Origin of the sequence: Flavobacterium sp. LC2016-23 (genome assembly GCF_009674775.1) — a bacterium.
Lineage (GTDB): Bacteria > Bacteroidota > Bacteroidia > Flavobacteriales > Flavobacteriaceae > Flavobacterium.
On the sequence record NZ_WKKE01000027.1, the window covers coordinates 15,020 to 41,644 of the forward strand.

The window sequence follows — 26,625 nt, forward strand, 5'->3', positions numbered from 1 at the left end:
TACAAACACACTTAATAAAAACAATTAAAACAAAAAAAATGAAAACAATTAACAAAATAATCGTTGCAGGTATAACAAGTGTACTTGCCGTATTAAATGCAGAAGCTCAGGTAAAAGTAAAAACAAATGAAATGAAAACAAATTATTCTAGTGAGTTAGAAGTGGTGAATCAGCTGTCTACTCAGTCTGCGGTTGTCAATATGCCGGTATCAAAATTATTGAATGCTCCGGGAAATGAAGCTTTAAAAGATTTTTTCTTTACTCCTCCAAAGAATACGTCTGCTTTAAAAGGAAAAAAAATAGCAGTTATTGTGGCAGATGGTTTTGAGGAAATTGAATTAACTGGTCCGGTTTGGTATTTTAAGCAATTAGGAGCTGATATAGAAATAGTAGCTCCCAAATACAACCCGGCTACGGAGCGCTACGGACTTGCATTTCCTGAATTGGCAAAAACACATGTAATGGCGATTCAGTATCTACAGCCAGTTGGATGGTTAAAATTTGACCGTACGGCAGATCAGATTAAAGTAAGTGATTATGATGCTGTGTTTATTCCCGGCGGTGCCTGGAATCCGGATAACCTTCGTTATGACAAAGACGTTATTAAATTTATTCAGGATTTCAATAAATCCGGAAAACTGATTGCAGCTATTTGTCACGCTCCGGTAGTATTAGCATCAGCAGATATTTTAAAAGGAAGAAAACTAACAGGATACTGGAATATTCAGTCTGATTTAAAAAATGCAGGCGGAACTGTATTGGAGCAACCTGTGGTGACAGATGGGAATATCATAACCAGCAGACATCCCATTGATGTAGCAGATTTTTCAAGAGCCGTTGAAAATTGGCTTCTTAAAAAATAATACGCTCTATTATTAATTGCAAGCTAAAAAAAGAACAGATGTACCATCGTCTGTTCTTTAAAATAACAAATAAAAATAAAGTGCATTTATCTTCTTAAACAATGAAAACAAATATTTTCAAACCAGTTAGCCTTGGTTTTTTAAAACTTAAAAATCGTATTTCAATGGCTCCGATGACAAGAGCGAGAAATGCTGATGGAATTCCTAATAGCGATAATGCTTTATATTACTCGCAGCGTGCAGGAGCCGGATTAATTATAACGGAAGGAACAGCAATTTCAGAGACATCAAAAGGAGTTCTTTATATTCCCGGATTGTATACCCCGGGTCAGGTGGAAGGCTGGAAAAAAGTAACCAAAGCGGTACACGAAAAAGGCAGTGTAATATTTGCTCAGTTATGGCATGTGGGAAGAGTATCTCATTCGTCGAATCAACCCGGAGGTATTGCTCCGGTTGGTCCGTCTGATATTCAGGCCACCACTTCTTTTGCCTGGGGATATGATGAAAACGGAAAAGAAGGTCCGGTGATTTCTTCTAAACCAAGAGCCCTTTCAACAAACGAAGTCAAAGACGTGATTAATGATTTTGTAAAAGCAGCTAAAAATGCAATAAAAGCGGGTTTCGATGGTGTAGAACTTCATGGAGCCAATGGTTATCTGATCGAACAATTTTTAAATCCTTTTGTAAATAACCGCACAGATGAATATGGCGGGACTATCGAAAAACGTTCCAAATTCTTATTAGATGTCGTTGATGCGGCTATAGAAGCTGTAGGCAATGATAAAGTTGCTATTCGACTTACACCTTACGGAGGCTTGGGCGATTTGCCTCATTACGATGAAATTGAAGCTACCTATCATTATCTCGCAAACGAATTAACGAAGAGAAATCTTGCCTATGTACATTTAATGGATCAGCAATCTAAAGGAAGCCATGCTTTGCCTGACGGATTTCCGGAGCGGTTCCGCAGCTGGTATGACGGTGTTATAATTTTAGCCGGTAGTATGACTAAAGAAAAGGCTGAAAAGCTGATCAATGCAGGAACAATTGATATTGCGGGTTTTGGGGAACCCTTTATCTCAAATCCGGATCTGGTTGCACGTTTAGAAAACAATTGGGAATTAACTCCGCCCGACCGAAATCTATACTACGGATTAGGTAATCATGGCTATACGGATTGGGAAACGTATAAAAATCTTTAATACTAAAAAGAAATAAAATGGAATATAGAAAATTAGGGAATTCTGACCTTCAACTATCTGCAATTACCTATGGTAGTTTCGCTATTGGTGGTACTATGTGGGGAGGAACAGAAAAAAAAGAGGCAAAAGAAGCCATATTAGCGTCAATCGATCATGGTATTACTACTATTGATACAGCGCCTTTTTACGGATTAGGACTCAGTGAGGAACTTATAGGCGAATCTATTAAAGAACTTGATCGTTCTAAAGTACAGCTGTTAACCAAGTTTGGGATGGTTTGGGATGGCAGTAATAAAGGAATGGGAGATTTTATGTGGAATCAGGAACACGATGGAAAAAGTTATCCGCTTTATAAATATGCTTCCAAAGAGAATGTCTTTAAAGAAGCTGAAGAAAGTCTTAAACGATTAAAAACAGATTATATTGATTTACTTCAGCTGCATTGGCCGGATTCGACAACACCTGTTGATGAAACCATGGAGGCACTTCAGTTATTAATAGATCAGGGCAAAATACGTGCGGCAGGTGTTAGTAATTATAACAAAGAGCAGATGCTGGAAGCGCAAAAAAGTATTCAGCTTGCCTCAAACCAAATGCCTTTTAGTATGCTCAATCGTGGTATTGCAGAAAGTCTTGTACCGGCCGCGATTGAAAACCAAATTGGTATTATTGCCTATAGCCCGTTAGAACGAGGACTGTTAAGCGGAAAATACTTTAAAGGAGAACAGCTAAAATCAGACGATCACCGTCAAGGTTATTTCGGACAATTCAATCCTGAAAAAGTTAAGGCATTCCTTGAGAAAATTGAACCTTTGGCCGAAGAAAAAAATGCTGGTCTGGCACAATTGGTATTAAGATGGACAACCCTTCAGCCAGGTATTACAGTGGTACTTGCAGGTGCCCGAAATAAAGAGCAGGCTATTAGCAATGCCAAAGCCATAGAAATAGACCTAACGGAAAATGAAATAAGCAACATAAACAATGAACTGACTCACCTTGCTTTGTAAGTACGGGCCGTTTATTTACTTACCATTCTTTTACGAAGTCTGCTTAGCGATTCAGGTTTAATACCAATGTAAGAGGAAAGCTGATTTTGTGATACTAACTGAAGAAGGTAAGGCTCTTTTTTTAATAGCGTTTTATATCGTTCTTCCGGCGTTTGAAAATGCAGCATTTCTTCTCTTTCAATAATTAAGAGGTATGCTGATTCGGCAATAAGTCTTCCGAATTTTGACCAGTTAGGAGAACTATTGTATAAATTTTCAACTTTATCATATTCTAAGGCCAGTACTGTTGAATCTTCCATCGCCCTGCAATGGTACTGGGCTTTTTTTTGAGTAATGAAACTAGCGAAATCAACCAGAAAATCATTTGGTTTGGCAAATCTGCAGTTGATTTCGTTTCCCTTATAGTCTACATAAAACATTCTGAAAAATCCGCTTTCTATAAAATAGATATGACGACATATTTCGCCTTGCTGCAGTAGGTCAGTATCTTTTTTTATGTCCCTTCGTTCGATGATGGGCAGCATCAAATTATATTCGTCATCAGACATAGCGACAAACGATGTAATGGTATTTTTAATTGCATCCATAAATATTGAGGTAATAGAAAATATTGCTATTAAAAATAGATTTAATTCTGCTAAATACAAAATTATTCTCTTTAAACCGATCTTAACCAAAGTCAATGGCGACAGTAAACCCTCCTCTCTACCTTTGTCCTGTAATCTTATTAAAATCACAATTTTAACCAATTAATAATCTTTAAAAACCAATAATCATGAGAACTCAATTAAGCAATAATCGCACAACAAACAGAAACCCTAAACTGGGATTTCGAATTCATTTTATTGTATTCTTATTAGCGATACCTGTAACATTGATCGTTTGGTACCTGACCGATACAACCTATCCATGGCCTCTCTGGTCTATACCTGCCTGGACGGTGGGAATATTTTTTCACTATCTGGGAGTATTTGTTTTCAAAAAAAATAAAATCTAAATCTTTTAAATTATGGAAATCAATAGTACAACATTCAGACGCATCGTAACCGGACATAATTCAGAAGGCAAAGCTATTATTGCATCAGATGAAATACCGACAAGAACTTACATGGTTGGCGGACCAGACGGTGCCAAATTTCATGAGATATGGAATACCAGACAAACACCGGCTTTAATTGATAACATATCAAAAGACGAAGAGGAAAACGCACTTATTTTAGGACCACCCAAACAAGGCACGCGCATAAGAGTAATCGACTTTCCTCCTGAAGGAGATGAAATACGAAATCTTACCCGGGAGGAAGCTTTGGGACATTTCAAAACCATGAGCGGAGAAGATGCTTCTAAAGCGGGTGATCATGCGCCTCATCCACTAATGCATAAAACAGAGACCATTGATTATGGAATTGTCCTGGAAGGAGAACTTACCTTAATTGTTGATGAGGGAGAAACCACTGCAAAAGCAGGTGACATTATTATACAGCGGGGAACAAATCATGCGTGGAGCAACAGATCAGGCAAAAAGTGTCGTGTTGTATTTATCTTAATAGACGGGCAATTTGAAGAAAAACTTTAATAATCTAAAGCATAATTATGAGAGTAAATCCTGTTCACCCAAAAAATATGAATTCTGAGGTTCTGCACGTACATGAGGAAGTTGTTAAACTCATTACGTCCAGTCAGGGTCCGGTTCCGATGCTGGACAAAGAAGGTGCTTTAAGGGGGCCATTCCCTCCAATGCTCCGCTTTCCACAATTTGGAATTCCTGCTTTAAGCTTCGTACGTTCATTAGACCATCATGCCATTATTCCAAAGAAAGTGCGGGAAGTTGCGATTCTTACGGTAGGCGCAGCATATGGAGCACGTTTCGAACTTTATGCACATGAAATTATGGCAAAACATCTCGGTTTTTCGCCCAGAGCCGTTGCTTCATTAGCCTCTGGCATTTGTCCTGTCGAATTGAATCAGGAAGAAGCTATAGCCTATGAAATCGCTTCTACATTAGCAAAAGGCAGAATCGTTCCGGATTCCTCCTATAATCTGGCTCAGGATTTATTAGGAGAAGAAGGTGTTGCCGAACTTATATTTTTAGTTGGCGCTTATGCCCTACTTGCAACTGTTTTAAATGGTTTTGATGTTATTTCCTAACTAAAAAACATCCGGTTTAATTAAAAAAATTAAATACTTTGAAAATTTTAGAAACAATGAAAAAATCAAAAATCAAATCGCAATCCTTAAAAACAATATCAAAAATAGTTCTGTTGTTGTTTACTACAATCTCAAGTGCATCATGTTCAGACGATAATGATGCAACTTCTAAGAAATCTCCAATTGTACTGGTACACGGCGCCTGGCAGGCATCATACGTATGGGATCAAACTGAAGCTGACTTAAAAGCTGCCGGTTACAACGTAACTGTTGTAAAATTACCTGGACACGGAGATGATACTACTCCTGCTTATCAGGTTTCGTTTCAGATGTATGTTGATGAAGTAAAAAAAGCCATTAACGCCTACAATGAGCCCGTAATTTTAGTGGGGCATAGCCTTGGAGGTGCTGTTATTACACAAACAGCTGCTGAAATACCACAAAAAATTAAAAAATTAGTGTATGTAGCTGGTTTTATTCCTCAAAGCGGGAAAAGTGTTCTGGATTACTCTCAAATGGATACATCCTCTCTTTTACCGCCATCTTTACAACTTTCAGATGATCAGACATTAGCAGGCATTGTCAATCCGGAAATTAATCTTCCGAAAATATTTTGTCAGGACGGCACAGATGCTCAAAAACAGTTTTTAGTAGCCCGCTACAAAGCAGAACCTACTATTCCTCTCGGAACACCTTTGAACTATAAGAGTATAGATTATAATGCAGCAGGTCAAAAATATTATATTCACACCACTGAGGATAATACGATAACATATAGTTTTCAACAGCAGATGGCAAAGGAGGCAGGCATCACAAATATTTATACCATCAATTCAGGACATAGTCCTTTTATATCTAAATCTGATAAACTTACAAAATTGCTTAAAGAAATATTTATGAAGTAAAGGTTTGAAATTTTAAAAAATGAATTATGCATTTGCACTAAAAACCTCCAAATAATACTTTGGGGGTTTCCAATTTTAGTACTATATAATTACACGTAAAATGAATATCTTTGAGATTTAACAACTTAGATGATCATAACACCAAAATACAAGAGAAACATTAATCGCATTTTACCATTTGCTATCATATGGCTTGTATTTAGCTTAATTTATACCGTTCTTGAAAGAGGTCTGCTAGGTAATCTGAACTTTTATCCATCATCACAGAATCCATATATATTTAGCCGCAATATAATAGTAATTCCAATGCTGGCCACTACATTTGGAACCATAATAGGCATTCTGGAAATCCTTTACATCAATAAATGGTTCAGTCACAATTGCTTCTCAAAAAAGATTTTATATAAATCTTCTATTTACCTGGTTATCATTTTGTCCTTACTCTTCATAATATTCCTTACCACTAATAATGAAATGCTCGCGGCAATTTCTAACAAGGTCTTTTGGCGGGGAATGTGGAGCTTCTTTACGGATTATTCGTTTCTCGGAATCTTAACATACCTGGCGAGCGTCATCCTTATAACGCAGTTTTATACTGAGGTAAGTGAAAGTATGGGCACAAGCATGCTAAGTAATTTTTTTCTGGGAAAGTATTATAAGCCTGTAGAAGAAGAGCGGATATTTATGTTCCTGGATATGAAATCATCTACACAGATTGCAGAAAAACTGGGACATGTCATCTATTTTGAGATGCTCCAGGAGTATTTTTCAGATCTGAGCGATCCTGTAATTGACTATTCTGGTGAGATATACCAATATGCCGGTGATGAAATGATTATATCCTGGAAATTAGAAAAAGGTCTTAAAAACAATACTTGCATACGATGTTTTTTTGCCATGAGAGAATCCTTACGGGACAAATCATCTGTGTATAAAGAAAAATATGGCTTAGTACCCGAATTTAAAGCAGGACTGCATTGTGGAAAAGTTACCACCGGAGAAATAGGTGTGTTAAAAAAGGAAATCATATTTACTGGCGATGTACTGAATACCACAGCACGAATTGAAGGTCTTTGTAATAATTATGGTGTAGCTATCCTGGTATCAGATTCACTTACTAAGAAGCTTGACCTTGCTCCTTACTATAAGGTAGAATCTGTTGGGAAAAATACCCTGAGGGGTAAGGACGGGCAATTCGAATTATTTACCCTGAATTAAATGTAATCAGAAGAAATCAATTAGAAGTAAGCAATACGAATTTCGCAAGATTTGCTAAAAAAAACGAAAAATCATATATCTACACGCATTAAATCCTAATATAATTAACGTCGCTCCTTCTCTATTCTTCCTGATAACCAGACTGATTTTTAAAATCAGATATTTCACTTAGAGCTACTTAAAATAAAAGATCGTAAATCATCACTAAATAACTTTCCGGTATCGCCCAGATATAACATATGACCCGATTCATACTCTTTAAAAATGACCCTGCCGGCAGGAAAATTTGCTTTTTCTACCGTATTCTTTGCATAGCCTGACGGAGTTGACAAATCATAGCTTCCTGCGGCTATAAATACTTTTAGATTTGGAGTTCTGCGTAACACAACATTTAAATCGTCTGTAAAGTCAGGGCCTTCTTTTGTCTCTTTTCGCGGCCATTGCCATTGAAACGAAACATTTTTCCAGTCAATCGTTTTATACGGATCCTGAATATCAATGTTTAATTTTGAAACCAGCAGCTCTCTAAATGCAGCAGTAAATCCGGGAACATATTGTCCCATTGCCGGATCGTCTGCCACCGGATCATTACCCGAATGTGCGAGTGGAAGATTGTATCTTGTATCGTATAAGCCAATCTGTAGCTTTTCTTTTGACAAAAGGCTGTCTGCGAAAAGATTTGGAGCTATTTCAAGAGTTGATGAAAAAAAATCTCCGGAAAGTCCTGTGTATGCGCAAAGCTTTTCTATAATAACACTCTTTTCCGTTGCTGAAAGTTTTTGCTGATTGTCCAGTAGCAGTGCATTGAAATAGTCTTTTTTTGCAAATGCTATAACTTCTTTTTGAAATTCATCATAAGAATATAACGTCTTGTCTGTTTTATTATAATACCAGGCTGTTTTTGCTAAGGTTGGAAGTAATGCTACTGCCCTTTCTGCTTTTTCATCAGAGGTCCGCTTTTTTAAGGGCGATTCCAGGGTGGTTCCCAACATAATAATCCCATTTAGTGTTATGCCTCTCATTACCCCCGAATACAGTACTCCGCCCATAAGTGCTCTGGGAAGAACAGAAACCCTCTGACTTCCGTAGCTTTCGCCAATAAGAAACTTTGGCGAATTCCACCTATTGTTTTTAATTAACCATTTTTCTATAAATTGCGCCATCGATTCAGCATCCTGATCTACTCCATAAAAATCCTGAGGTGTACCCGGAGAAATAATGCGACTGAAACCAGTGCCCACAGGATCAATAAAAACCAGATCTGCTACATCCAGCAAACAATCTGTATTCTCTTCTAATCCAAAAGGAGGCAAATTAGAGGAATTAATTTCGGGAGTCAATTTTACTTTCCAGGGCGCAATACTGCTCAGATGCAGCCAAATGGATGATGATCCGGGGCCGCCATTGAATATAAAAACGACAGGTCTGACTTCGTTGTTTTGATTCTTTTTCAGATACGAAAAACTAAATACACTGGCTATAATTTTATGCTCATCGTTTTTTAGAACTATTTCATCCGCTATTGCTGTAAAATGCAAAGGCTTTCCGTTACTTCTAATGGTGTGTTTTGTACTGAAGGCAAGCTGTTTTTTAGTCATCGCTTCTTCCCCTGCCTTTTCCTGGCTAAAAAGAAATAATGAAAAGAAAGAAAAAAAAGCGATTAGAAAAAATCTGGCAGGATTTGGCATCTGATAATTTATTGAAGTGAATAACAAATTTGGTCTATTTTTTTAAAAATTCCCGTCTAATTCTGCTTAATGAAGTATCCGTAACATTTAGATAAGAAGCTATTTGTTTGAGCTGGGCAAATTGAAATACTTCCTTATTGGTAGTGATCAGATTTTCATATCGGGCTTCACCGCTAAGATTAATGAGTTCTAACGCTCTTTTCTTATACAATACATATTCTCTGGCCAGCATTTTTACCCCATAAGCCCTAAATTCCGGAATGTCATGCAGCAGTAAATTCAATTGTTCGTAGCTAATGGCATAACCTCTGCAATCTGTAACCGCCTGAATATTCTCCGTTGATTTGGTTTTTAAGTAAAATGATGAAACTTCGAATACTACACTGTCTTTTTGATAAAAATTCGTAGTTATTTCATTTCCATTGGTGTCATAGGTAAAGGCTCTCATAAAACCGCTCTGCAAAAAGAAATAATGCTCATTTATTTTTCCTTCTTTAAGAAAAAAATCGTCTTTTGAAATCGTAATCTCTTCAAAATATTCTACCACATGATCTAAAGTCTGATCCGGAAATGGCAAATTTTTTATGATGTAATTTTTTAGTCCCTGTTTGTCCATTTATTTGATATTTAATTTAGACTTCCACTAGTATAACGGGCTGCTATGGGTTGTGCAAGTTATAGAAAATTATATTCCATAATAACATAACAGCCTGTTTTACCCGTAAATTTATATAGATTGCCTGTGAACAACTTAATTTAACAAGAATGCATTCACCTCGCGTGTAAAATCTTCGCTATATTGAAAAATCCCGCCATGACCTGAATCACTCCACAATACCAATTTTGCGTTCGGAATATGCTGAAGCATCAGGTATGAATTGATCGAATCGACCATATTATCATCATTCCCATTAACAATAAGTACAGGTTGCTTAATCGACTTTAGCTGTTTGCTGTCTTCATCTGTCGCTAACCCATAGCCTATGATGGCTTTAGCCTGGCTTGCAATGGTATCCTGACTGGTTGGTAAATCCCTGTCTACTTCTCTTTCAGCCAGTCTTGCTAAAAAATCTTCTCCAGCTTTAATACTGTTTGGCGTTTTGCTGAAAAAAAGATTAATCAAAACCCTGTCAGGTCCGTCAACAAACGCTTTTTGCAGATGTGATTCCAGTTGTGCGATCGCTTTTCCTCCTATAGATCCCGTGCCTGCCAATATAAGTTTATTTACCAGTTCAGGATAATCCGAAGCTATCTGCTGCCCTATAAAGCCACCTAGTGAGAAACCTAAAAGGTTCACCTTACTGTACCCTAAGGCGCGGATAAAATCGACAGCATCTTGCGCCATCGCCGATACATTATCAGGAGTAGTGCCTTTAGAACTTCCAACTCCTTTGTTGTTAAAGAGTATCACCGGATATTTATCGGCAATTGCATTTGTAACTTCTGGATCCCAATTATCCATGTTTCCGGTAAAATGTTGTAAAAATATTACCGGTATTCCTTCTTTTCTTCCAAAAGAACGGTAGGTAAAATCACTTCCCTTTACGTTTATAGATTTTGTTGGTGCAGTCTTGTGAGTAAATTTTTCTGCTTCTAAAATATTTTCCATTGTTTCCATTTGTTTTTATTATTTATAATTTAAGTGAAGGATCATTATATCTCCGTAAAAACTCAACCGAAGATTACTGAATACAACGATCCTTAACATTGATATTGATTTTTTATTTTGCTTCCAAAGCTATGATTTGAGCCAAAACATGTGGGAACATGATAAAAGGTGTATGACTTGACGGAAGGGAATATAATCTCTCTATACCGGCATCTTTTGTCATTTTTTGCTGAAGTGAATACCCTATGGTATGGTCATTTAAGCTGTAAACAAACACTTTATTGATTTTGCCAAATTTGCTGTCAGTCAGCATTACCGGAGTAGCTAAAGGTGCTAATGGCTCAGGTTTTAAATTATTGCTTACATAGTCTGCCACCTGCTTAGGAGCATCAGCAAGGAAAACATCTGCTATACCTTCTTTTTTTATACTCGCAATGCCGGCTTTTTCATCTACAATAAGATTTTTACCCACATGGCTCTCTGCATCCGTTTGAGCGATAGTTAACAGGCTTTCTCCGTTTTTTGGTACATAAGCCGCAATGTAAATTATCTTTTTTAGCTGAGGCGCAATCTCTTCGGCAACCTGGCTTGCCACAATTCCACCAAAGCTATGTCCAACCAGCACAACATTTTGTTTGCTTCCAATGGCTTTCTTAACCTCATCAACATAAAGTTTTAAGCTAATAGAAGAAATTGGAGTATTGTCGCTTCCGTGTCCCGGAAGATTAACAGCAATAACCGAATTACCGCCGGCAATTAAATCCTCTGAAACGTGCTGCCAGTCATTTGACGATGACCATGCCCCATGGATTATTACAATTGTGTTTTCGTTTTTAGCTTTATTCGTTTGTGAGGAAGCTGTAATAGTGGTAAGCAATAGCATTGCCAATACTAAAATTGAATTTTTCATGATCTATTTGTTATTTGTTATTTTGAATGTTTAGTTGGCTGCTAGTTTTGTCAAGATTGAAGACAGCTCTTTGGGTTGTGAAAGGAATGGACTATGTCCTGTATTGATTTCATACACAGCGTCAACTTTTCCGGTTGAAATCATTTTGTTTTGTAAATACGGTGATACAACATGATCCTGTAACGTTTTGATGTATACTTTTTTAACTGATCCAAAATTTTGCTCCGTAAGCGTTACAGGATTAATAAATGGAATTAAAGGTTCTATTCTATAGTTTTTAACTACAAGGTTTTGAATTTCAGGAGTACCATCCTGAATAAATAGATTCACGATCAGCTCCGGTTTTACACCGACAGTGTATGCGGTAGTATCAAAAATCAAGGCTCCTTCGGCCCCAAGCTGAGAATCGCGGTCTGTGTCTGCCAACTCTTTTAATGTTTGGCCTGAAACCGGTAAATAAGCAGCAACATAAACCAGTTTTTCAATTTTAGAAGGCATCGTTTCCGCAACCGAAGAAATGATCATACCGCCAAGGCTATGGCCTACTAAAATCACTTTTCCATCTATTGTAGAAATTGCATCTATTACTTTTTGTTTGTAAACGTCCAGTGTTATTGCACCTGGAGAAGTGTGATCATCACCATGTCCCGGTAACTCCACAACAATGACTTTATTACCCTGTTTTTCAAGGTTAGCTTTTACTTCCTGCCATACAAAGGGAGCCTGCCATGCTCCGTGCACAAGTACATAATTTTTAGGATTTTCGGGCTGCTTATCGTCACTTGAGCAGGATGATAAGATGAAAATACAGGCAACAAGGGCAAGTTGAATCAATTTTATTTTTTTCATGATTGTACTATTAAAGTGTTATTTATTTTTGAAATGTGTTTATTTAGCTTCCAGCGTGATAATTGCGGAAAGTATTTGAGGAAATACAATAAATGGTGTGTGGCTTGAGGGAAGGGAGTACGTTCTTAAGATCCCCGCCTCTTTAACCATTCTTTGCTGAAGGGAGTAACCAATGGTATGGTCATTTTGGCTATGTACATATACTTTGGTAACATTCCCGAAGTTAGCCTCTGTTAAGGTAACTTCAGATGATAGTGGAGCCAACGGTTCCGGTCTCAGGTTATTGGTTACATATTCTGCCACCGGTTTTGGCGCATCAGCTAAAAAAACGTTTGTAATTGCTTCTTTAGTGATACTCGCAACTCCTGCCTGCTCATCTACAATTAGATTTTGACCTACAAGACTTTCCGAATCAGTTTGCGCAATTGACAGCAAACTATCTCCATTTTTAGGAACATAGGCAGCAATGTAAATTAGTTTTTTTAGCTGCGGAGCAATCAGCTCTGCTACTTCACTTACCACTATTCCGCCAAAACTGTGACCTACCAGGGTAACATTTGTTGCATTGCCAATCGCTTTTAAAACTTCGTATACATAAAGTTGTAAACTAATTTTCGATACAGGTGTTTCATCGGTACCATGACCCGGAAGATTTACTACAATAAGGTTCGTCTCCTCAGAGGTAAGATAACCGGCCACATGATGCCAGTCATTAGCAGATGACCATGCTTCGTGCACAATTACAATGGTATTGGTACTTTTTGAAGATGATGAACTTAATTCCTTCTGTGTGTTGTTTTTTTCGTTTTGCATAATTTTATTTGTTTAATACTATGCAAAGAAAGGGGGAATAAAACCTGCAGAACTTGTCTTACGGCAAGTAATGAAATTTCACTTATTTTTTTCGTGCTGCTGTCTGTTTTAAATTGTTTGTATCCTGTTCCTGGATATATTTTTCACGGATATTCTTTTTTATAATACGAAAAATCTTATTTTTGCTACGGATGAGAAATAGATTTTTGTACATTAAAATATTTTTTTTTTATACGGTACATCAAAAAATATGTTTTCCAGATTTGGTCTCTTATTACACTTAATTATTATCTTTGAATTATGAGCACACTTACAAAACCAAACCATATAGGGCGAAAAATTAGCCGTATTCGCGAACTGAAAGACATGAAACAGGAAGCACTGGCGCAAGCTTTAGGAACCAACCAACAAGCGGTGTCTATTATGGAAAATAGCGAAACAATAGAAGAAGAAAAACTAATTGAAGTGGCAAAAGCGCTTGGCGTAAGTGTTGAGGCCATTAAAAATTTCTCGGAAGAAGGCGTATTTAATTACTTTAATACCTTTACTGAAAATGATTTCAGTAATAGCCAAGGGGCTAATTTTGGAAATAATAATGTTTGCACCTTTAATCCACTCGACAAATTAATGGAATCAGTAGATGAAAACAAAAAATTGTATGAGCGGCTATTACAGGCAGAAAAAGAGAAAATTACTTATTTGGAAAAATTACTTAAAGACAAATAAGTTTTTATAAAAATATATTGATGTAAAAAAAGAGACTCGAGTCTCTTTTTTGTTTTTTTGAAATATAGAAAAATAGAATCCTTCGAAATCACCACTGCTACAGGCGACCCGCTCGTGAAGACAAGTAAATCTATTTTAGGATTTAGTGTAAATCTGGAAACTTTTTAGAATGAGACAGAGGTATGTTTTTATTTGTCTATTCTGAAATCTTATTCTGTAGATTCAGTTTATTTTGCCGCTTTAAATTTTCAAGTTCGCATTCGGCATCAAATATTTCATTATTAATTTTTTGAAAGTGCATATAACAGCCTATCGGAACAACAAATAATAAAAGAGCAGCAAATAATAATACAGCATCTTGATAACCCATTCTATCTGCTAACATTCCTTTTCTCATTGGAATATATGGACCAACAAAAGGCATAAAAATCCCTACTGCAATTAATCTCCATATTTTCCATTTTTCTTTTGGAAGTCTTTTTAACTGTTCTTCAAGTTCCTTTTCTTTATTTTCTGAAGTTTTAATTAATTCACTCATATTTATTTTTTTGTATTTTATGCAATCTGCGAAACTAACGGCTAACGACGTATTAGCTCTTAGCCATCTATTATTCACTGCCTATTTCTTCAATTGGCGTAGCATTATTTTTTTTCTTTCTGATTAACTTCACACTTAACTTTATTAAAAAGAATATAATGAGAACAAAAAATATAAAACAAGTAAGAAATCCAATTGCGTAACCGGGAGCTCCCACTACTCCTGCTTCAAATTTTTTCCTGCAATTTTCAAATTGTATTGGAAACGCATATACGGCAGGAAAGCAAAGTAAAATTGTAAATAGTAATATTATAATACCTGCTATCTTTTTTAATATGTTCATTTGTATTTTGAGTTCAAAGTTCTGAATGTTGGAACTAAATTAAGTCCATTATACCGATTTTCCAAAATCAACTTTCCATTAGCTAATTGCACAAATCTTTTGTGGTAGATGTTAGTGGCTGGTTTGTTTCTTGATTTTTGGCAAAATATCTGTTTCAAATATCTCAATTAATTTCGGAACATCTTCATCGCTTTTTTGATATCCACCAGTATTTTTCGATTTATCAAAAGCTCCAACCAAATTCAGTTTTAGTGTATTTGAATTTTTCCAAAAAACCGTTTGTTCTTCGTAATTTAAATTATATTCAAAATTTTGAATGCTAGATTTTTTAAATAAAAGTGTAACATAGTATTTATACCCATATTCCTTGGAGCCCGTTGTGTCTGTAATTTGATAAACAATTCTGGAATCCGATAATCTTAAAGTACGCAATGATTTTTCTAAATTTAATTTTGAAACGGAATAATTATATTCTTCAAGAGGTTCAAATGTCGAGCTAATTTGAAGAATAGAATAGAATAAAACAAATAAAAGAATATTATTGAGCATAATATCCCCATTGAAATTAAAAATATTTTTAAATACTTCATATTTTCGTTTTGTTTTTTTGTTTAGCTACTTGACAATAACGTTCTTGTACTACAGCAGGTTTGGAACTAAATTAAGTTGATTTTTCGGATTTTAAATCATCTAATACAAAACTATTTTTCCATGAGCCATTACCTAAATCCGTTGTAGGCAGGTATTTCTATTAGTTTAATCTCAGTCCACATTCCTCAATTTGTCTTTTCAAATTTTCGTCCCAGAAACTGAATTTCTCATAAAAAGTAACACAATCAGATAGCGTTTTAAATCCATCAAGTATCTTTAAGATGTTATTTTCCAAGTCAATTTTAAAATCTGCTATAAATTCTGTCAGGTTTGTTGTGTCGGTGATTTTATAGCCAAGCCAACCTCCGTGAGATTTTTTTACTTGTTGTCTTTCCTCTGTCAAGTACGCATCTTCCCGAACTTGTGTCGCCAAGTCAAAATATGTTGCTTTCTTTTTGTCTTTGTCCGCAAGTTTTTCTGTTAATGCCACACCAATATTTAAACAAAAGCTTAGTTGCTCTTTACTGTTCCATTGAGAATTTTGAAGATTAATAACAATAAAGAAGTCTCCCATATTTTTCCACCAAGTCTGTCCACTTGTTTTATAACCGTATGCTTTCAATGTTGGTTTTAAATAAGCTTTTATAAAGTCGATCTGTATATCTTTTGCTGTTGTCATTTAATCTTTTCGGTTTATGCTTGCTATAACTTTTTGTAGCTAAACTTCGGTTGCGAATGCAAGCGAACTGAGTTTTCTCTGCCAAGATACTATTTCTTCGTGAAATAGAGTTTTCCAGTGCTCATAAACTTCGTAATTACGTATAGCCCTGTACCGGCGAGCCTCTCGCTCGTTAAGACAAGTAAATCTATTTTAGAGTTTAGTATAAATATGTAAACTTTTCCAGGACAAGACAACTTCGCGTTCACGAGCGGGACTTACTGCTTTTGTTCTATAAGATAGTTTTTAAAACACCCCCATCTGCCCTAAGGCAGGCGCCATTTGTTGCAATTGAAAGCGGGCTTGAAAGATAAGCGGCCAGAGCTGCAATTTCTGATGGATTTATAAATCTCTGCAATAACGAATGTGGATTAGTTTGTTGTATGATAATACTTTTCATTTGCCCGACTTCTATATTTTGCGACGAGGCAATTTGTTCAATTGCAGATGCAACCCCCTCGGAATATGTCGGACCGCCTAAAATGGTATTTACCGTGATTTCTGTTCCTTTGGTTAATTTTGACAATCCGTTGCTAAGAGCCATCATGGCCGATTTGGTCATTCCATAGTGAATCATGTTTTCCGGAACATTCACTCCAGATTCACTGCTGATAAAAATGATTCTTCCTGATTTTTTTTGAAGCATTTGGGGTAAAATTTTTTTTGATAGTCGCATGGCACTCATAACATTTATTTCAAATATCCTGTACCAGTTTTCATCCTCAATATCTTCAAAGGCTTTTAGCTCGAAAAGTCCAACATTATTGATTAAGATATCTATATCTTCTAATTTATTTAGTAAAGTTTCGACTTCATCCTTATTTCCAAAATCAGCCGTTACGCCTGATACTACAGCATTGGGGAATTCCGTTTTTAATTTTTTAACAGCCTGATTTGTTTTTTCTTCATGTCGCCCATTAATGATGACTTCTGCTTTTTCGCTTAATAACTGTTGCGCAATTGCAAATCCTATTCCTTGTGTTGAACCGCTGATGAAAGCTTTTTTTCCTTCTAATTTTAAATTCATTTTTTTATTATTTTATTTTTGTAATGATTAATACATAAATAGTCAAAAAAATTAGCTGATCACAGCTAATTGCATTTCGATTTGATCTTTTAATACGTCTTTGTCGGGATACATTCTTCGTAAAGTATTGAGTCCGCACCAAAATGTTATTAAATATTTACCCAGTATTTCAGGTGACGTTTGTGTTTTTAAAGTTCCCTTTGTTTGTTCTTCTTTTATGACTTGCGTAAACATTTCCTCAACATCTTTTAAAATTTGAACCGCATTGGCTTCCAGTTTTTCGTCAATAAAAGTCATTTCAACCACAGTGTTGGCAATAATGCAGCCTTTTAAGTGCTCTTTTTCATCAGTGGAAGCTATACTTATAAAAAAATCCTTAATCAATTGTAATGGGAATTCACTCTTATTTAATTCATCTCTAAAGACTGTAAATGCTATTCTTCTTTCTTCAATCGCTTTTTGAAAAACTTCCTTTTTTCCTCCTTTAAAAGTATTATAGAAACTTCCTGCACCAGCTCCCGTTGCTTTTTGAAGATCGGTTAGCGATGTAGCACTATACCCTTTTTGCCAAAAAACTTCCTGTGCTTTTTTGATAATATTAATATCCTCATAAATTGTAGGCCGTCCCCTCATGAATTATTTATTTTGTAATGATTGATACAAAATTATATAAAAATAGTTTCCCTGCAAGCTTTAAAATTAATTTATCTATAAAATCGCTTAATGTAACTATAGATGATGTATGATCAGGTGATCAATATAGCCACTAAAACAAGATTTTCAACTCTTTTAAACCAAATGAAAAACAAGACCAGTATCAGGTAAAAAAAAAGATCAAACATTTTTAAACGTTTGATCTTTTTCGCTTTACTGCTGCAAAATCTTTCATTGAGCACTATAGTATTTAGTGATTGTCAAATTCCCTGCGGTTGTAAAAAGTGTCATCATCACTATCAGAACCATGACTGCTATTACTTTCAGGGTAATATCCGTTCATTACTCTCTTTTCATAATTTCTGTCAAAATTGTGCTGAATGTTATAGCGGCTGGTGTTTCTAAACGTATCATACCCTATACCGTTGGCCAGGACAATTTTCGTGTCTTTATTTATAGATACAGATCCAATCGGAATGATAATATGGCTATCGCCGTCTTTATACATAAATTCCCTTGCATTTTCGTTCGCTATGGCATCATGCACCTCATTATGGTTGTCCTCAATTAATGCCTTATCTACATTCACATCCAGATAAACCACACGCTGCATATCTTTATTTACCCAAAGATTATCTACTGTACCGATGGTTCGGTTGTCAACATCTACTATTTTCCATCCTCTTACGTCAGAGTAATTTGAAGCGACTTTGTAATCAGAAAGTTCGTCCAGTCTGTATAAATTTCTATCTTTATTTTCCATAAATTCTTTTTTTAGTATTGTAAATTCTTTTTTTTGCTCAGTCTGATTGCAGAAAACAGTAGCAGGCATTTTGCCGTTACTTCTATTACACCTTAAAATGTACCAGGACATGTCCTGAAACCTTTCAATTTCGATAACACCGAAAGAGATACTTTCTTTCCTGCTTCCTTCCTGGTTACTGTGCTATACTATCTTTACCTGTCGTGTTTTCGATTTCTGTGCTGTTTACACTTGTAGCCTCATTATTTTTTAAAAACAGGAAGTATAAAAGTGCTGCGATTATTAGCACTACTATAATCCATGGCCATATCGGCTTCTTTTTCTCAATTTTGATCTCTGCCATAACTTATTTTTTTTGATTATAAAATATTTTAACGTGACACTAAGGTACAACCGGGTTTAGGCTAAAAAAGTATTTAATTTCAGCAAGAAGTTATACAATTCCCAGCAGACTAAGACTGATATTAAAAATATCTTATTTGAAATTACTCTTCCCTGATAAGTGGTTTGAGCAACACTGACAAGTGCCGTCACCTTAATTAAGGTACTGTATACTTAATGATTTGAATACGCTGTATTTTGCGTTTTTTTTTGATACTACTCTTGTTTACGTCTAAAAAACATACCTAAAACAAATAGACAGAATTTTTTTGTACCTAAAAACGTACTTTTTTACTCCCCTCGCAAATTGTTATTAATCAACTTTGCAGGGTTAATTACGAATGGCATTACTAGTGATTTTTGAGAAACAGAAAACCCTTCTCATTCATTATCAAATCATTATAAATTACTATCTATTATTTACTAACCAATAATTAATTATTACTAACCTTAAAATTTTAAAAATGAAAAAATTCCTAAAATTAACCAGTTTGTTATTTATGACAGCTTTAGTATTTAATTCCTGTGAAAAGGATCAGGATTTAAATGTTCCGGAAAGCGCCGGCAAAAATGTGTCGCAAAGTGCTAAAAAAGAAGCTGTCTCTGCCAATGCCGCTTTGGCTGGTGGTGGTGCCGGGGCCAGAACGATTACACTGCAGACCAATACCTTATCGTGTCCCGGTGGTTTGTGTACCTCCTATGGCGTTTGGTCAACGGGCGTTTACACCGTTTGGTTCACGATGAAATTTAATTCCGGATTTTACTGGAGCAGAGGCGGTAAATGCGGCTATGGTATACTAATTGGTGACCAGAATACCGGTGGTGACCCGGGATGGGATGGCAATGGCGGTAGTGCACGATTTATGTGGTATTGTCCGAATGGATCCAACACGGCTAAAGGAAGCGGAGCTTATCTCCAGCCTTACGTTTACTATAAAGATCAGCCCGGACAATTTGGTAATGATTTTGGAAAAAAATACTACATACAGGAAGGCGTAACTTACAACTGTCAGATATCTGTTAAGTTAAATACCGGGTCAAGTACTAACGGATATGTCAAATATTACGTAAACGGTACAGAGATATTAAATCAGACCATTCGCTGGGTGACTAACGATTCTAAACGAAATGTAAATGCAGTAAGTCTCCATACCTTCCGTGGTGGCAGTCAGGACTACTGGACAGCTCCGGTAACAAGTTCTATTTATTACCCTAGTGCCTCCTGGGATGCACAATAGCATCACTTTGCTGTAAAACAATTTGGCAGTCATAAATAAAAAGTACCATTTCGATGTTGTTTATACCTTGTGTATCGTAATAGCCATCGAAATTGCGTAATTTCTATTTAATCTCCGTATTAGCATAAACACAAAATTCCAAATTCCAAATCCCAAATCCCAAACTTCAAATTTGGAATTTGGGATTTGGGATTTATATTTTGGGATTTATATTTTGGGATTTAGACCTTATTAAAAATAAATTTATCACACAAAAGCACTGGTAATCGATCTGTACCACAACAGCATTTTAAAGTTTTAAATCAGCAATTAATATAAAAAATGCGTACTTTTGTTTAACAATTTTACATTAAAGTTAAACAATACATCATGAGGTCAATTGTAGTAAACCTGATACCATTGCCTTTCATGAATAGGGATGGACAGCATAATTAGTACCTAAAAGATAGAAATACCTCATGAAAGCAGCAATAGTTTGGTTTAAAACAGATTTACGAATAACGGATAATGAAGCATTATTAAAAGCAATTTCACAAAATGAAATTATTATTCCTGTTTATTGTTTCGACGATTCACATTTTGCAACGACAGCCTATGGATTTAAAAAAACAGGCGATTTCAGGGGCCAGTTTCTTATAGAATCCTTACTTGATCTCGATACCAGTTTAAGAGCACTAGGATCAGGCCTGCTTGTTTTAAAAGGAAAGCCAGAAATTGAAATTCCAAAAATTGTAAGGCAATATAAAGTTAATAAAGTGTACGCCAAACGGGAGGTCGCTTTTGAAGAAAAACAAACTGAAAATCTGGTGCAGTCTGAGCTTTGGAAACTTCAGTGTGAAATTTTAACCTTCAGCACCAGTACTCTGTACCATGCCGAAGATTTGCCTTTTTCTATAAAAGATATACCGGATGTATTTACTGATTTCAGAAAAAAAGTAGAGAAAGATTCCGCCATACGGCCAGCCTTTGAAAAACCTGCAAGCATCAGGTCGCCTCAAATTCCTGAACCTGATCTGCCCACGCTGCAGCAACTTGGTTTAGAGAAAAGAAGTATGGACCCAAGAGCCGGTATTCAGTATATTGGAGGAGAATCGGAGGCATTAAAGAGACTGCATTATTATTTTTTTGAATCCCAATTAATTTCAACCTATAAACAGACCCGAAACGGTATGACAGGTTCTGATTATTCTTCCCGATTTTCTGCCTGGCTTGCCCTGGGCTGTATTTCACCAAGGTTTATTTACGGGGAACTTAAAAAATATGAATCCCTTTACAATGCCAATGAGTCTACCTATTGGCTTGTATTTGAATTGCTCTGGCGCGATTACTTTAGGTTTATGATGAAGAAGTATCACAACAGTTTTTTCCAGAAAAACGGCATTAAGAATACCGCTGCCGCATCAAAAACAATTGATTCTGAGCAGCTCCAAAAATGGATTGACGGAAAAACCGGAGTCGCTTTTATTGATGCCAACATGACCGAACTCAAACTGACTGGTTTTATGAGCAATCGCGGCCGGCAGAATGCGGCAAGCTACTTATGCAACGATCTGGCACTGGACTGGCGCTATGGTGCCGCTTACTTCGAACAGCAGCTTATAGATTATGATGTGTGCAGCAACTGGGGTAACTGGGCTTATTTAGCCGGCGTAGGGAATGATCCGAGAGGCAATCGTTATTTTAATATCGAAAAGCAGGCAGCAGATTACGATAAAAATAAAACGTTTAGAAATTTATGGTTAAAAGAGTAGTACATCCAATTTTCTAAGTACTGGGTCTGGAATAATCATTTGAGAAAGCAGAACTGATCGGTACTACATTTGTGAAAAACCAACTGAGTCTATTGCGCTGGTCCTTATTAGACTACTTTTTGATTTACTAAAAACAGCCAATACAAGATTCTCCCGGTTTGAATTTTAGGCCAAAAAAAACCCGCCTTATACAGGTGTATAAGACGGGCCGTCCATAAAAACATAATCTTCCATTTATGCTTCCGTATAATCTTGCTGATTGTATTTTGTACCGTAAATAATTATGGTAATAATATCCTGCTATTCTGTTGTGAAACAAAAATGATTTTTTGAAATTAGATTTTTTATTTTGAAGCGGGAATAATGTCAATGATTACTGTACGGTTGTAAAAACGTTCTTCCGGAAGTTTATTTTCAAAAGCAGCCATGTTTTCGTCTTCTCCAAAACCGTGCACTTCGAATTTTACATCTTTTCTGCCTGAATTTGACAATGTGTTTTCGATAATACCCTTCACTTCATTGGCTCTTTCTAAAGATAAATTCAGATTATAAGATTCCTCGCCAATAATATCAGTGTGACCATGAATAATAACTACCGCATTTTTAGGTATTTTAGGTGTTACCACATCTGTTAAATATTTCTGATACATGGCAATTGCCTTTGATTTATTAAATTCAAAAATAATACTGTACCGAAGACCTTCTTCTGTTTTAGCAGGTGTCCATAATACCATATGCGAAGTGGTTACTTTTTCTTCAATACCTCCGCTTTTGGTTTTACCAATCATTTTTACTTTATAATCACCCTCAGAACGGGTTCCCATAATGCTTTTACCCGGAATGCTTACCTTTTCTTTAGTATAAGGTCCGAAAGCTTTTACTTTACCATCCGGATCTGTTGTTTCTAAAGACCATGACGAATATACCTGCCCTGCACCAACTGCATCAACAGTAATGTAACTGTCAATAGGTGCTTCCTGAATTGTAACAAGTTCTAATGGTTTTAATGGTGCATCCGGACCCGCCTGAAATTCCATTAGTAATTGAGGTGAATTACTTTCAATAGAAACCCTGCGATCTCCCTCGCGAAGCAGTACCAGTTCTTTTGTTGCACCGGGCTGTTCTGATGGAATAGCTGGTTTTAGCTGTCCTTTAGTACTTATTCTTCCGGCGTTTATTTCAAATACAGTAACTAAATACGTTTTAATAGCTTCAGCCATAGCTACACCATCATCGGATCCTTTTTCAGAAGAACCAACAAGTGTGACAGTGGAAGCCGGATTTTTAACCATTCTGCTTCCAAGAATATTAATTACATTATAATAAACCGCCATTTGTCGTGCAGAACGTCCTGATGAATTTACACTGGCTGTAATTCCAATCTGATCTTCATTGAAATTTTGTACATCCTCTTTTTTCAATGCCTTATAACGGCTTGGTATTTTATTGGATTCCAGATCAAAAAAAACATAATTTCGTAAAGGAAATACTTCCCGTACATTACGTTCTCCCGGTATATTTTTAGGTGCATTTACAGAAAATTGTACCTTCGATTCTGCCACGGCAGTCGGTTCAATTCCACTTCCTTGTCCAAACTTAAGGGCCATACCCACTCTAAGAGTTGTGATGCTCCAGGTCTCAACAGTACGGGGATGCTGCCCAAAATAAGGCTGGAAATTTATAAAAGGAGACAAAAGAAATTGTGTTTTATGATTTTGTGAGGATAACGGAATATCGTAACCTGCTCCTACCTGCATTGAAATCAGGACTTCCTTCATCGCATCAAAATCACCTCTTACGGCAGGCGATGCCTCTTGTTCCGGATAAGAGGGATTCGTTCCTAATGAATACTTAAATGATTTATCTATATTGAAAGCTAAACGGGGCCCTCCGTACAAATAAAAATTAGATTTAAAGGGCGCAAAACGAATGCTTGGTTCAACCGTAATATAACTTAAGCCTGTAGATAAGTCTGCAGGGCAGTTGCATGCAGTCTTTTTTTGATCGAAAGAACCTTTTCGGCTGTCGTATCCTGCCTGAAACATGAAACCCAATCTTGTATCAGGTTTATGAAATTCAACAAGCGGTGCCAGATAAAGACCTGCACCTTCTCCGTTATGAAAAGTAACCGGAGGAGTCAGACCAGAATTAAGCTGCTGTGTTGAACCACGGTAAAAATTATAGTTGGTAGCACCTGCTACACCAAAGAACCAGGTAGGTCTTGTATAAAAAACTTCCTGTGCCTGAAGCGCTGTCTGGGTACCTAAGCAGATCAAAATAAAAATTACAAACCTGTTTAACACAGTTTTATGTAAAATTTTCTTTATGCTTATATTTGTTTTAAAACTAATGTTAATTTTCATTTACGCGTATTTAGTTATTATTTTTTATGGAGGAATAATCCCATCCGAAGACGGGATCTATATTTAATAAATGCTGATTATGGGACATTAATGGTTGTATTTACCATCGTTACAGATGCGATTAAAGATATCGCACGCCCGTTCAGTACTGTTTGATTTGCATTGCCGGCTGTAGAAAAAGTAACACCCGATTTTGCAATTATAGTTCCAACCATAGTCCCGCCTCCGGCGCTGTTAATGGTAGCCGCACTACCTACATACCAAAAAACGTTTTTAGGCAGTCCGCCATTTATCATTATGACACTTTTGGCACCTGTAGGACCTGCAATTCCAACGGTAAGTCCTGAAGCCGTTTGAAAAATCCATGTCGCATTTGGATCACCCTTTGCATCAAGCGTCAGGTTACCATTGCTTATTTTGAAAGTACCACTTGCTGATTTATAAACTCCCGGAGCTAAGGTAAGTCCGCCTAATTCCCCGGCATTCGGATCTGAACCACCTGGTTTCGCTGCCGGCGAAATACTTAAATATGCTGCATTTGCATCCAATAATCCTTTTTGTGCAATTGCTAATGAAGTGGCTGTTCCCGGAGCTGGCGGTGCAGTAAATATATCACCCGTAACATTTCCTACATTTAGAGGAGTCTCGGTGTACACAATAAGACCATCATGAAATCCTGTAACCAGGGTTGAGGCCGAAGTTGTTCCTAAACTTCCATTATTAATTACTGTATTTAACCCTTCGTTGGTAATTCCGGCGTTTCCACCGAATGCTCCAAACATGGCAGCAGTACCAAGATCTACAATTAAAGGTGGAGGAGGAAGAAATATAGTCGTAAAGTTCCAAACATAATCACTCGCTAATGGAGTTCCCGACGCACTTTTTGCCCCATTTGTTATTGTGGCTGTGTAAACTTTTCCTAATACCAGTAAATTTGTTGGATTAAACGAAGCCGTAGTGCCTGAGTAAGAAACTGTACCGGCCACTGTTGCTGCTCCCTGCTTTAAGGTAAATGTCGCCGTAGTAATGGATGCTGCGTCCATTATCATACTAAAATCTGCCGTTACTGTTTGATTTAGTGCTACATTCATAGCATTATTTAAAGGATCTGTCGCAGTAACTGTAGGTACCTTATCTGTGGTAAAACTCCAGGTATAATCTGCTGCCATTGCGGTATCCAATGAATTTTTGGCGCCAGTGGTGATCGTTACGGTATAAATTTTATTAGTTAATAAAGGACTTGCTGGAATAAAAGATACTGTTGATCCTGTATATGATATGGTTCCTGCTACGGTATTAACTCCCTGACTTACTTTAAAAGTGTTACCATTTAATGTAGCCGGATTCATAGGCATATTGAATGTTGCCGAAATTGTTTTATTTAATGCTACCCCTGTGGCATTGTTTACAGGATCTGCGGCAGTAACTACAGGTCTTAAAAGTGTTCCCGTAGAAAATACCCATACATATTCAAGCTGTAAAAAATTACCCTTTACGTCTTTTGCTTTCGTTGTGATTTTTGCCGTATATGTTGTATTCTCCGCCAGCAAAGTTTGAGGCGTGAATGAAGCTGTTCTTCCTGAATATGTAATTGTTCCTGCAACAGGTGAAGTTCCGGTGACAATAAACGAAGTCGAAGTAATAGAACCCGGATCCATTTCTTCGTTGAATGTTGCTGAAATAACTTGTCCCAATGGGATATTTAATGCATTACTCAAAGGTGTTGTCGACTCGATAACAGGACATACTCCTGCGACCTCTTTGAAATCATCATTTTCACATCCACTAATTAGTGCGATACATAATATGGCAAAGGTTAAGAGTAAATTTTTAATTTTCATTTTGTTTTGTTTAAGATTTGAATTATTTGACGAGGTAAAGGTGAGGTCGAATGGTGCTTAAAAATTATACAATTCTCTTTTATGTTTACATTATTAACATTGTTTTTGATTTAAGCAGCGCTTTTAGGGAATATTTGTAAATAGTGCATTGACGCGCTCTAAGCTGAATTGAAAATATTGAAATCAAAATGATCAGGCAATTCTGACTTAATGTTTCAATTGCTGTCGTTATTAAAAATCTGAGAGGTGAGAAACAGCTGTTTAAAACTACCGGTCTACAGCTTATAGATAACTAATACACGTCTTTAAAATTAAAAGCAATACTCTTTATCACTATCAGGCAAATTAAGGCCATTCTTTTCAGTCCCTAAAGCGATAAGTAACAACTGAAGTGAGTCAGGAATAAGTGGTAATTAAAGTGGTTTTGAAAAAGACAGGAATTCTTTTTCATCAAAATTGAATTAATTCAAGTACAACCA

Annotated in this window: 28 protein-coding genes; 11 read left to right on the top strand and 17 right to left on the bottom strand. The window is 36.4% G+C overall.

Translation table 11 applies throughout. The features are described from left to right. Positions 1-38 precede the first annotated feature (38 nt). From GJU43_RS19820 to GJU43_RS19830, 3 genes are all read left to right on the top strand, one after another. Positions 39-863 (top strand): DJ-1/PfpI/YhbO family deglycase/protease, encoded by an 825-nt coding sequence (locus GJU43_RS19820; RefSeq protein WP_154343247.1) that lies wholly within the window; start codon positions 39-41, stop codon positions 861-863. 101 nt (positions 864-964) lie between these two features. Further along, positions 965-2,065, top strand: a complete 1,101-nt coding sequence (locus tag GJU43_RS19825) for an alkene reductase (protein WP_154343249.1) — start codon at positions 965-967, stop codon at positions 2,063-2,065. 17 nt (positions 2,066-2,082) lie between these two features. Next, positions 2,083-3,072: an aldo/keto reductase gene (locus tag GJU43_RS19830; protein WP_154343251.1), complete on the top strand. Its 990-nt coding sequence runs from the start codon at positions 2,083-2,085 to the stop codon at positions 3,070-3,072. A gap of 11 nt (positions 3,073-3,083) precedes the next feature. Here the strand turns inward: GJU43_RS19830 and GJU43_RS19835 are convergent, their stop codons facing one another. Continuing rightward, positions 3,084-3,659 carry a Crp/Fnr family transcriptional regulator gene (locus tag GJU43_RS19835; protein ID WP_154343253.1) on the bottom strand — a complete coding sequence of 192 codons (576 nt, stop codon included), beginning with the start codon at positions 3,657-3,659 and terminating at the stop codon, positions 3,084-3,086. 188 nt (positions 3,660-3,847) lie between these two features. On the opposite strand from GJU43_RS19835, the gene GJU43_RS19840 reads away from it, so the two are divergent. From GJU43_RS19840 to GJU43_RS19860, 5 genes are all read left to right on the top strand, one after another. Beyond that, positions 3,848-4,069 (top strand): 2TM domain-containing protein, encoded by a 222-nt coding sequence (locus tag GJU43_RS19840; protein WP_154343255.1) that lies wholly within the window; start codon positions 3,848-3,850, stop codon positions 4,067-4,069. 12 nt (positions 4,070-4,081) lie between these two features. Continuing rightward, entirely contained in the window at positions 4,082-4,648 is a 567-nt protein-coding gene (locus GJU43_RS19845; RefSeq protein WP_154343257.1) for a cupin domain-containing protein, read from the top strand. Positions 4,649-4,665: 17 nt separating this feature from the next. Continuing rightward, positions 4,666-5,220, top strand: coding sequence for a carboxymuconolactone decarboxylase family protein (locus GJU43_RS19850; protein ID WP_154343259.1), 555 nt, complete (start codon positions 4,666-4,668; stop codon positions 5,218-5,220). Between the two features lie 56 nt (positions 5,221-5,276). Further along, complete coding sequence (locus GJU43_RS19855) at positions 5,277-6,125, top strand: alpha/beta fold hydrolase (protein WP_154343261.1); 849 nt, start codon at positions 5,277-5,279, stop codon at positions 6,123-6,125. Positions 6,126-6,431: 306 nt separating this feature from the next. After that, positions 6,432-7,343, top strand: coding sequence for an adenylate/guanylate cyclase domain-containing protein (locus GJU43_RS19860; RefSeq protein ID WP_195760073.1), 912 nt, complete (start codon positions 6,432-6,434; stop codon positions 7,341-7,343). 164 nt (positions 7,344-7,507) lie between these two features. On the opposite strand, the gene GJU43_RS19865 is transcribed toward GJU43_RS19860, so the two are convergent. The 6 genes from GJU43_RS19865 to GJU43_RS19890 form a co-directional block, all read right to left on the bottom strand. Beyond that, positions 7,508-9,031 carry a S10 family peptidase gene (locus GJU43_RS19865; protein WP_154343265.1) on the bottom strand — a complete coding sequence of 508 codons (1,524 nt, stop codon included), beginning with the start codon at positions 9,029-9,031 and terminating at the stop codon, positions 7,508-7,510. A gap of 34 nt (positions 9,032-9,065) precedes the next feature. Then, positions 9,066-9,647, bottom strand: a complete 582-nt coding sequence (locus GJU43_RS19870; RefSeq protein WP_154343267.1) for a Crp/Fnr family transcriptional regulator — start codon at positions 9,645-9,647, stop codon at positions 9,066-9,068. A 135-nt stretch (positions 9,648-9,782) separates the two neighbouring features. Then, a complete protein-coding gene (locus tag GJU43_RS19875) occupies positions 9,783-10,640 on the bottom strand; it encodes an alpha/beta fold hydrolase (protein WP_154343370.1) in 858 nt (285 codons plus the stop codon). Between the two features lie 112 nt (positions 10,641-10,752). Then, positions 10,753-11,550: an alpha/beta fold hydrolase gene (locus GJU43_RS19880; RefSeq protein ID WP_154343269.1), complete on the bottom strand. Its 798-nt coding sequence runs from the start codon at positions 11,548-11,550 to the stop codon at positions 10,753-10,755. Positions 11,551-11,580: 30 nt separating this feature from the next. Then, the gene (locus tag GJU43_RS19885; RefSeq protein WP_154343271.1) at positions 11,581-12,399 is read right to left on the bottom strand and encodes an alpha/beta fold hydrolase; all 819 of its coding nucleotides are present in this window, start codon (positions 12,397-12,399) and stop codon (positions 11,581-11,583) included. Between the two features lie 39 nt (positions 12,400-12,438). Beyond that, complete coding sequence (locus tag GJU43_RS19890) at positions 12,439-13,212, bottom strand: alpha/beta fold hydrolase (RefSeq protein WP_154343273.1); 774 nt, start codon at positions 13,210-13,212, stop codon at positions 12,439-12,441. Between the two features lie 300 nt (positions 13,213-13,512). Here GJU43_RS19890 and GJU43_RS19895 point away from each other — a divergent pair, with 300 nt between their 5' ends. Further along, positions 13,513-13,938, top strand: a complete 426-nt coding sequence (locus GJU43_RS19895; protein WP_154343274.1) for a helix-turn-helix domain-containing protein — start codon at positions 13,513-13,515, stop codon at positions 13,936-13,938. Positions 13,939-14,134: 196 nt separating this feature from the next. On the opposite strand, the gene GJU43_RS19900 is transcribed toward GJU43_RS19895, so the two are convergent. The 8 genes from GJU43_RS19900 to GJU43_RS22865 all read right to left on the bottom strand — a co-directional run bounded on the left by GJU43_RS19900 (position 14,135) and on the right by GJU43_RS22865 (position 18,915). After that, the gene (locus GJU43_RS19900) at positions 14,135-14,476 is read right to left on the bottom strand and encodes a hypothetical protein (protein WP_154343275.1); all 342 of its coding nucleotides are present in this window, start codon (positions 14,474-14,476) and stop codon (positions 14,135-14,137) included. 70 nt (positions 14,477-14,546) lie between these two features. Further along, on the bottom strand, positions 14,547-14,819 hold the full coding sequence (locus GJU43_RS19905; protein WP_154343276.1) for a hypothetical protein: 273 nt from the start codon (positions 14,817-14,819) through the stop codon (positions 14,547-14,549). A gap of 111 nt (positions 14,820-14,930) precedes the next feature. Further along, the gene (locus GJU43_RS19910; RefSeq protein WP_154343277.1) at positions 14,931-15,368 is read right to left on the bottom strand and encodes a hypothetical protein; all 438 of its coding nucleotides are present in this window, start codon (positions 15,366-15,368) and stop codon (positions 14,931-14,933) included. Between the two features lie 202 nt (positions 15,369-15,570). Continuing rightward, complete coding sequence (locus GJU43_RS19915; protein ID WP_154343278.1) at positions 15,571-16,089, bottom strand: DUF4304 domain-containing protein; 519 nt, start codon at positions 16,087-16,089, stop codon at positions 15,571-15,573. Between the two features lie 271 nt (positions 16,090-16,360). Continuing rightward, positions 16,361-17,155, bottom strand: a complete 795-nt coding sequence (locus tag GJU43_RS19920; RefSeq protein ID WP_154343279.1) for an SDR family NAD(P)-dependent oxidoreductase — start codon at positions 17,153-17,155, stop codon at positions 16,361-16,363. 51 nt (positions 17,156-17,206) lie between these two features. Continuing rightward, positions 17,207-17,788 (bottom strand): TetR/AcrR family transcriptional regulator, encoded by a 582-nt coding sequence (locus tag GJU43_RS19925; protein ID WP_154343280.1) that lies wholly within the window; start codon positions 17,786-17,788, stop codon positions 17,207-17,209. A 271-nt stretch (positions 17,789-18,059) separates the two neighbouring features. Next, a complete protein-coding gene (locus GJU43_RS19930; protein WP_154343281.1) occupies positions 18,060-18,572 on the bottom strand; it encodes a PRC-barrel domain-containing protein in 513 nt (170 codons plus the stop codon). Between the two features lie 175 nt (positions 18,573-18,747). Next, entirely contained in the window at positions 18,748-18,915 is a 168-nt protein-coding gene (locus tag GJU43_RS22865; RefSeq protein WP_195760074.1) for a hypothetical protein, read from the bottom strand. Between the two features lie 502 nt (positions 18,916-19,417). Between GJU43_RS22865 and GJU43_RS19935 the strand changes: the two genes are divergently transcribed. Both GJU43_RS19935 and GJU43_RS19940 read left to right on the top strand, forming a co-directional pair. Further along, the gene (locus GJU43_RS19935; RefSeq protein WP_154343282.1) at positions 19,418-20,191 is read left to right on the top strand and encodes a polysaccharide lyase; all 774 of its coding nucleotides are present in this window, start codon (positions 19,418-19,420) and stop codon (positions 20,189-20,191) included. 458 nt (positions 20,192-20,649) lie between these two features. Next, positions 20,650-21,942 carry a DASH family cryptochrome gene (locus tag GJU43_RS19940; protein WP_154343283.1) on the top strand — a complete coding sequence of 431 codons (1,293 nt, stop codon included), beginning with the start codon at positions 20,650-20,652 and terminating at the stop codon, positions 21,940-21,942. Between the two features lie 344 nt (positions 21,943-22,286). On the opposite strand, the gene GJU43_RS19945 is transcribed toward GJU43_RS19940, so the two are convergent. Then, the gene (locus tag GJU43_RS19945; RefSeq protein WP_154343284.1) at positions 22,287-24,305 is read right to left on the bottom strand and encodes an OmpA family protein; all 2,019 of its coding nucleotides are present in this window, start codon (positions 24,303-24,305) and stop codon (positions 22,287-22,289) included. A 77-nt stretch (positions 24,306-24,382) separates the two neighbouring features. Then, positions 24,383-26,146: an Ig-like domain-containing protein gene (locus GJU43_RS19950; protein ID WP_154343285.1), complete on the bottom strand. Its 1,764-nt coding sequence runs from the start codon at positions 26,144-26,146 to the stop codon at positions 24,383-24,385. Positions 26,147-26,625: the final 479 nt, after the last annotated feature.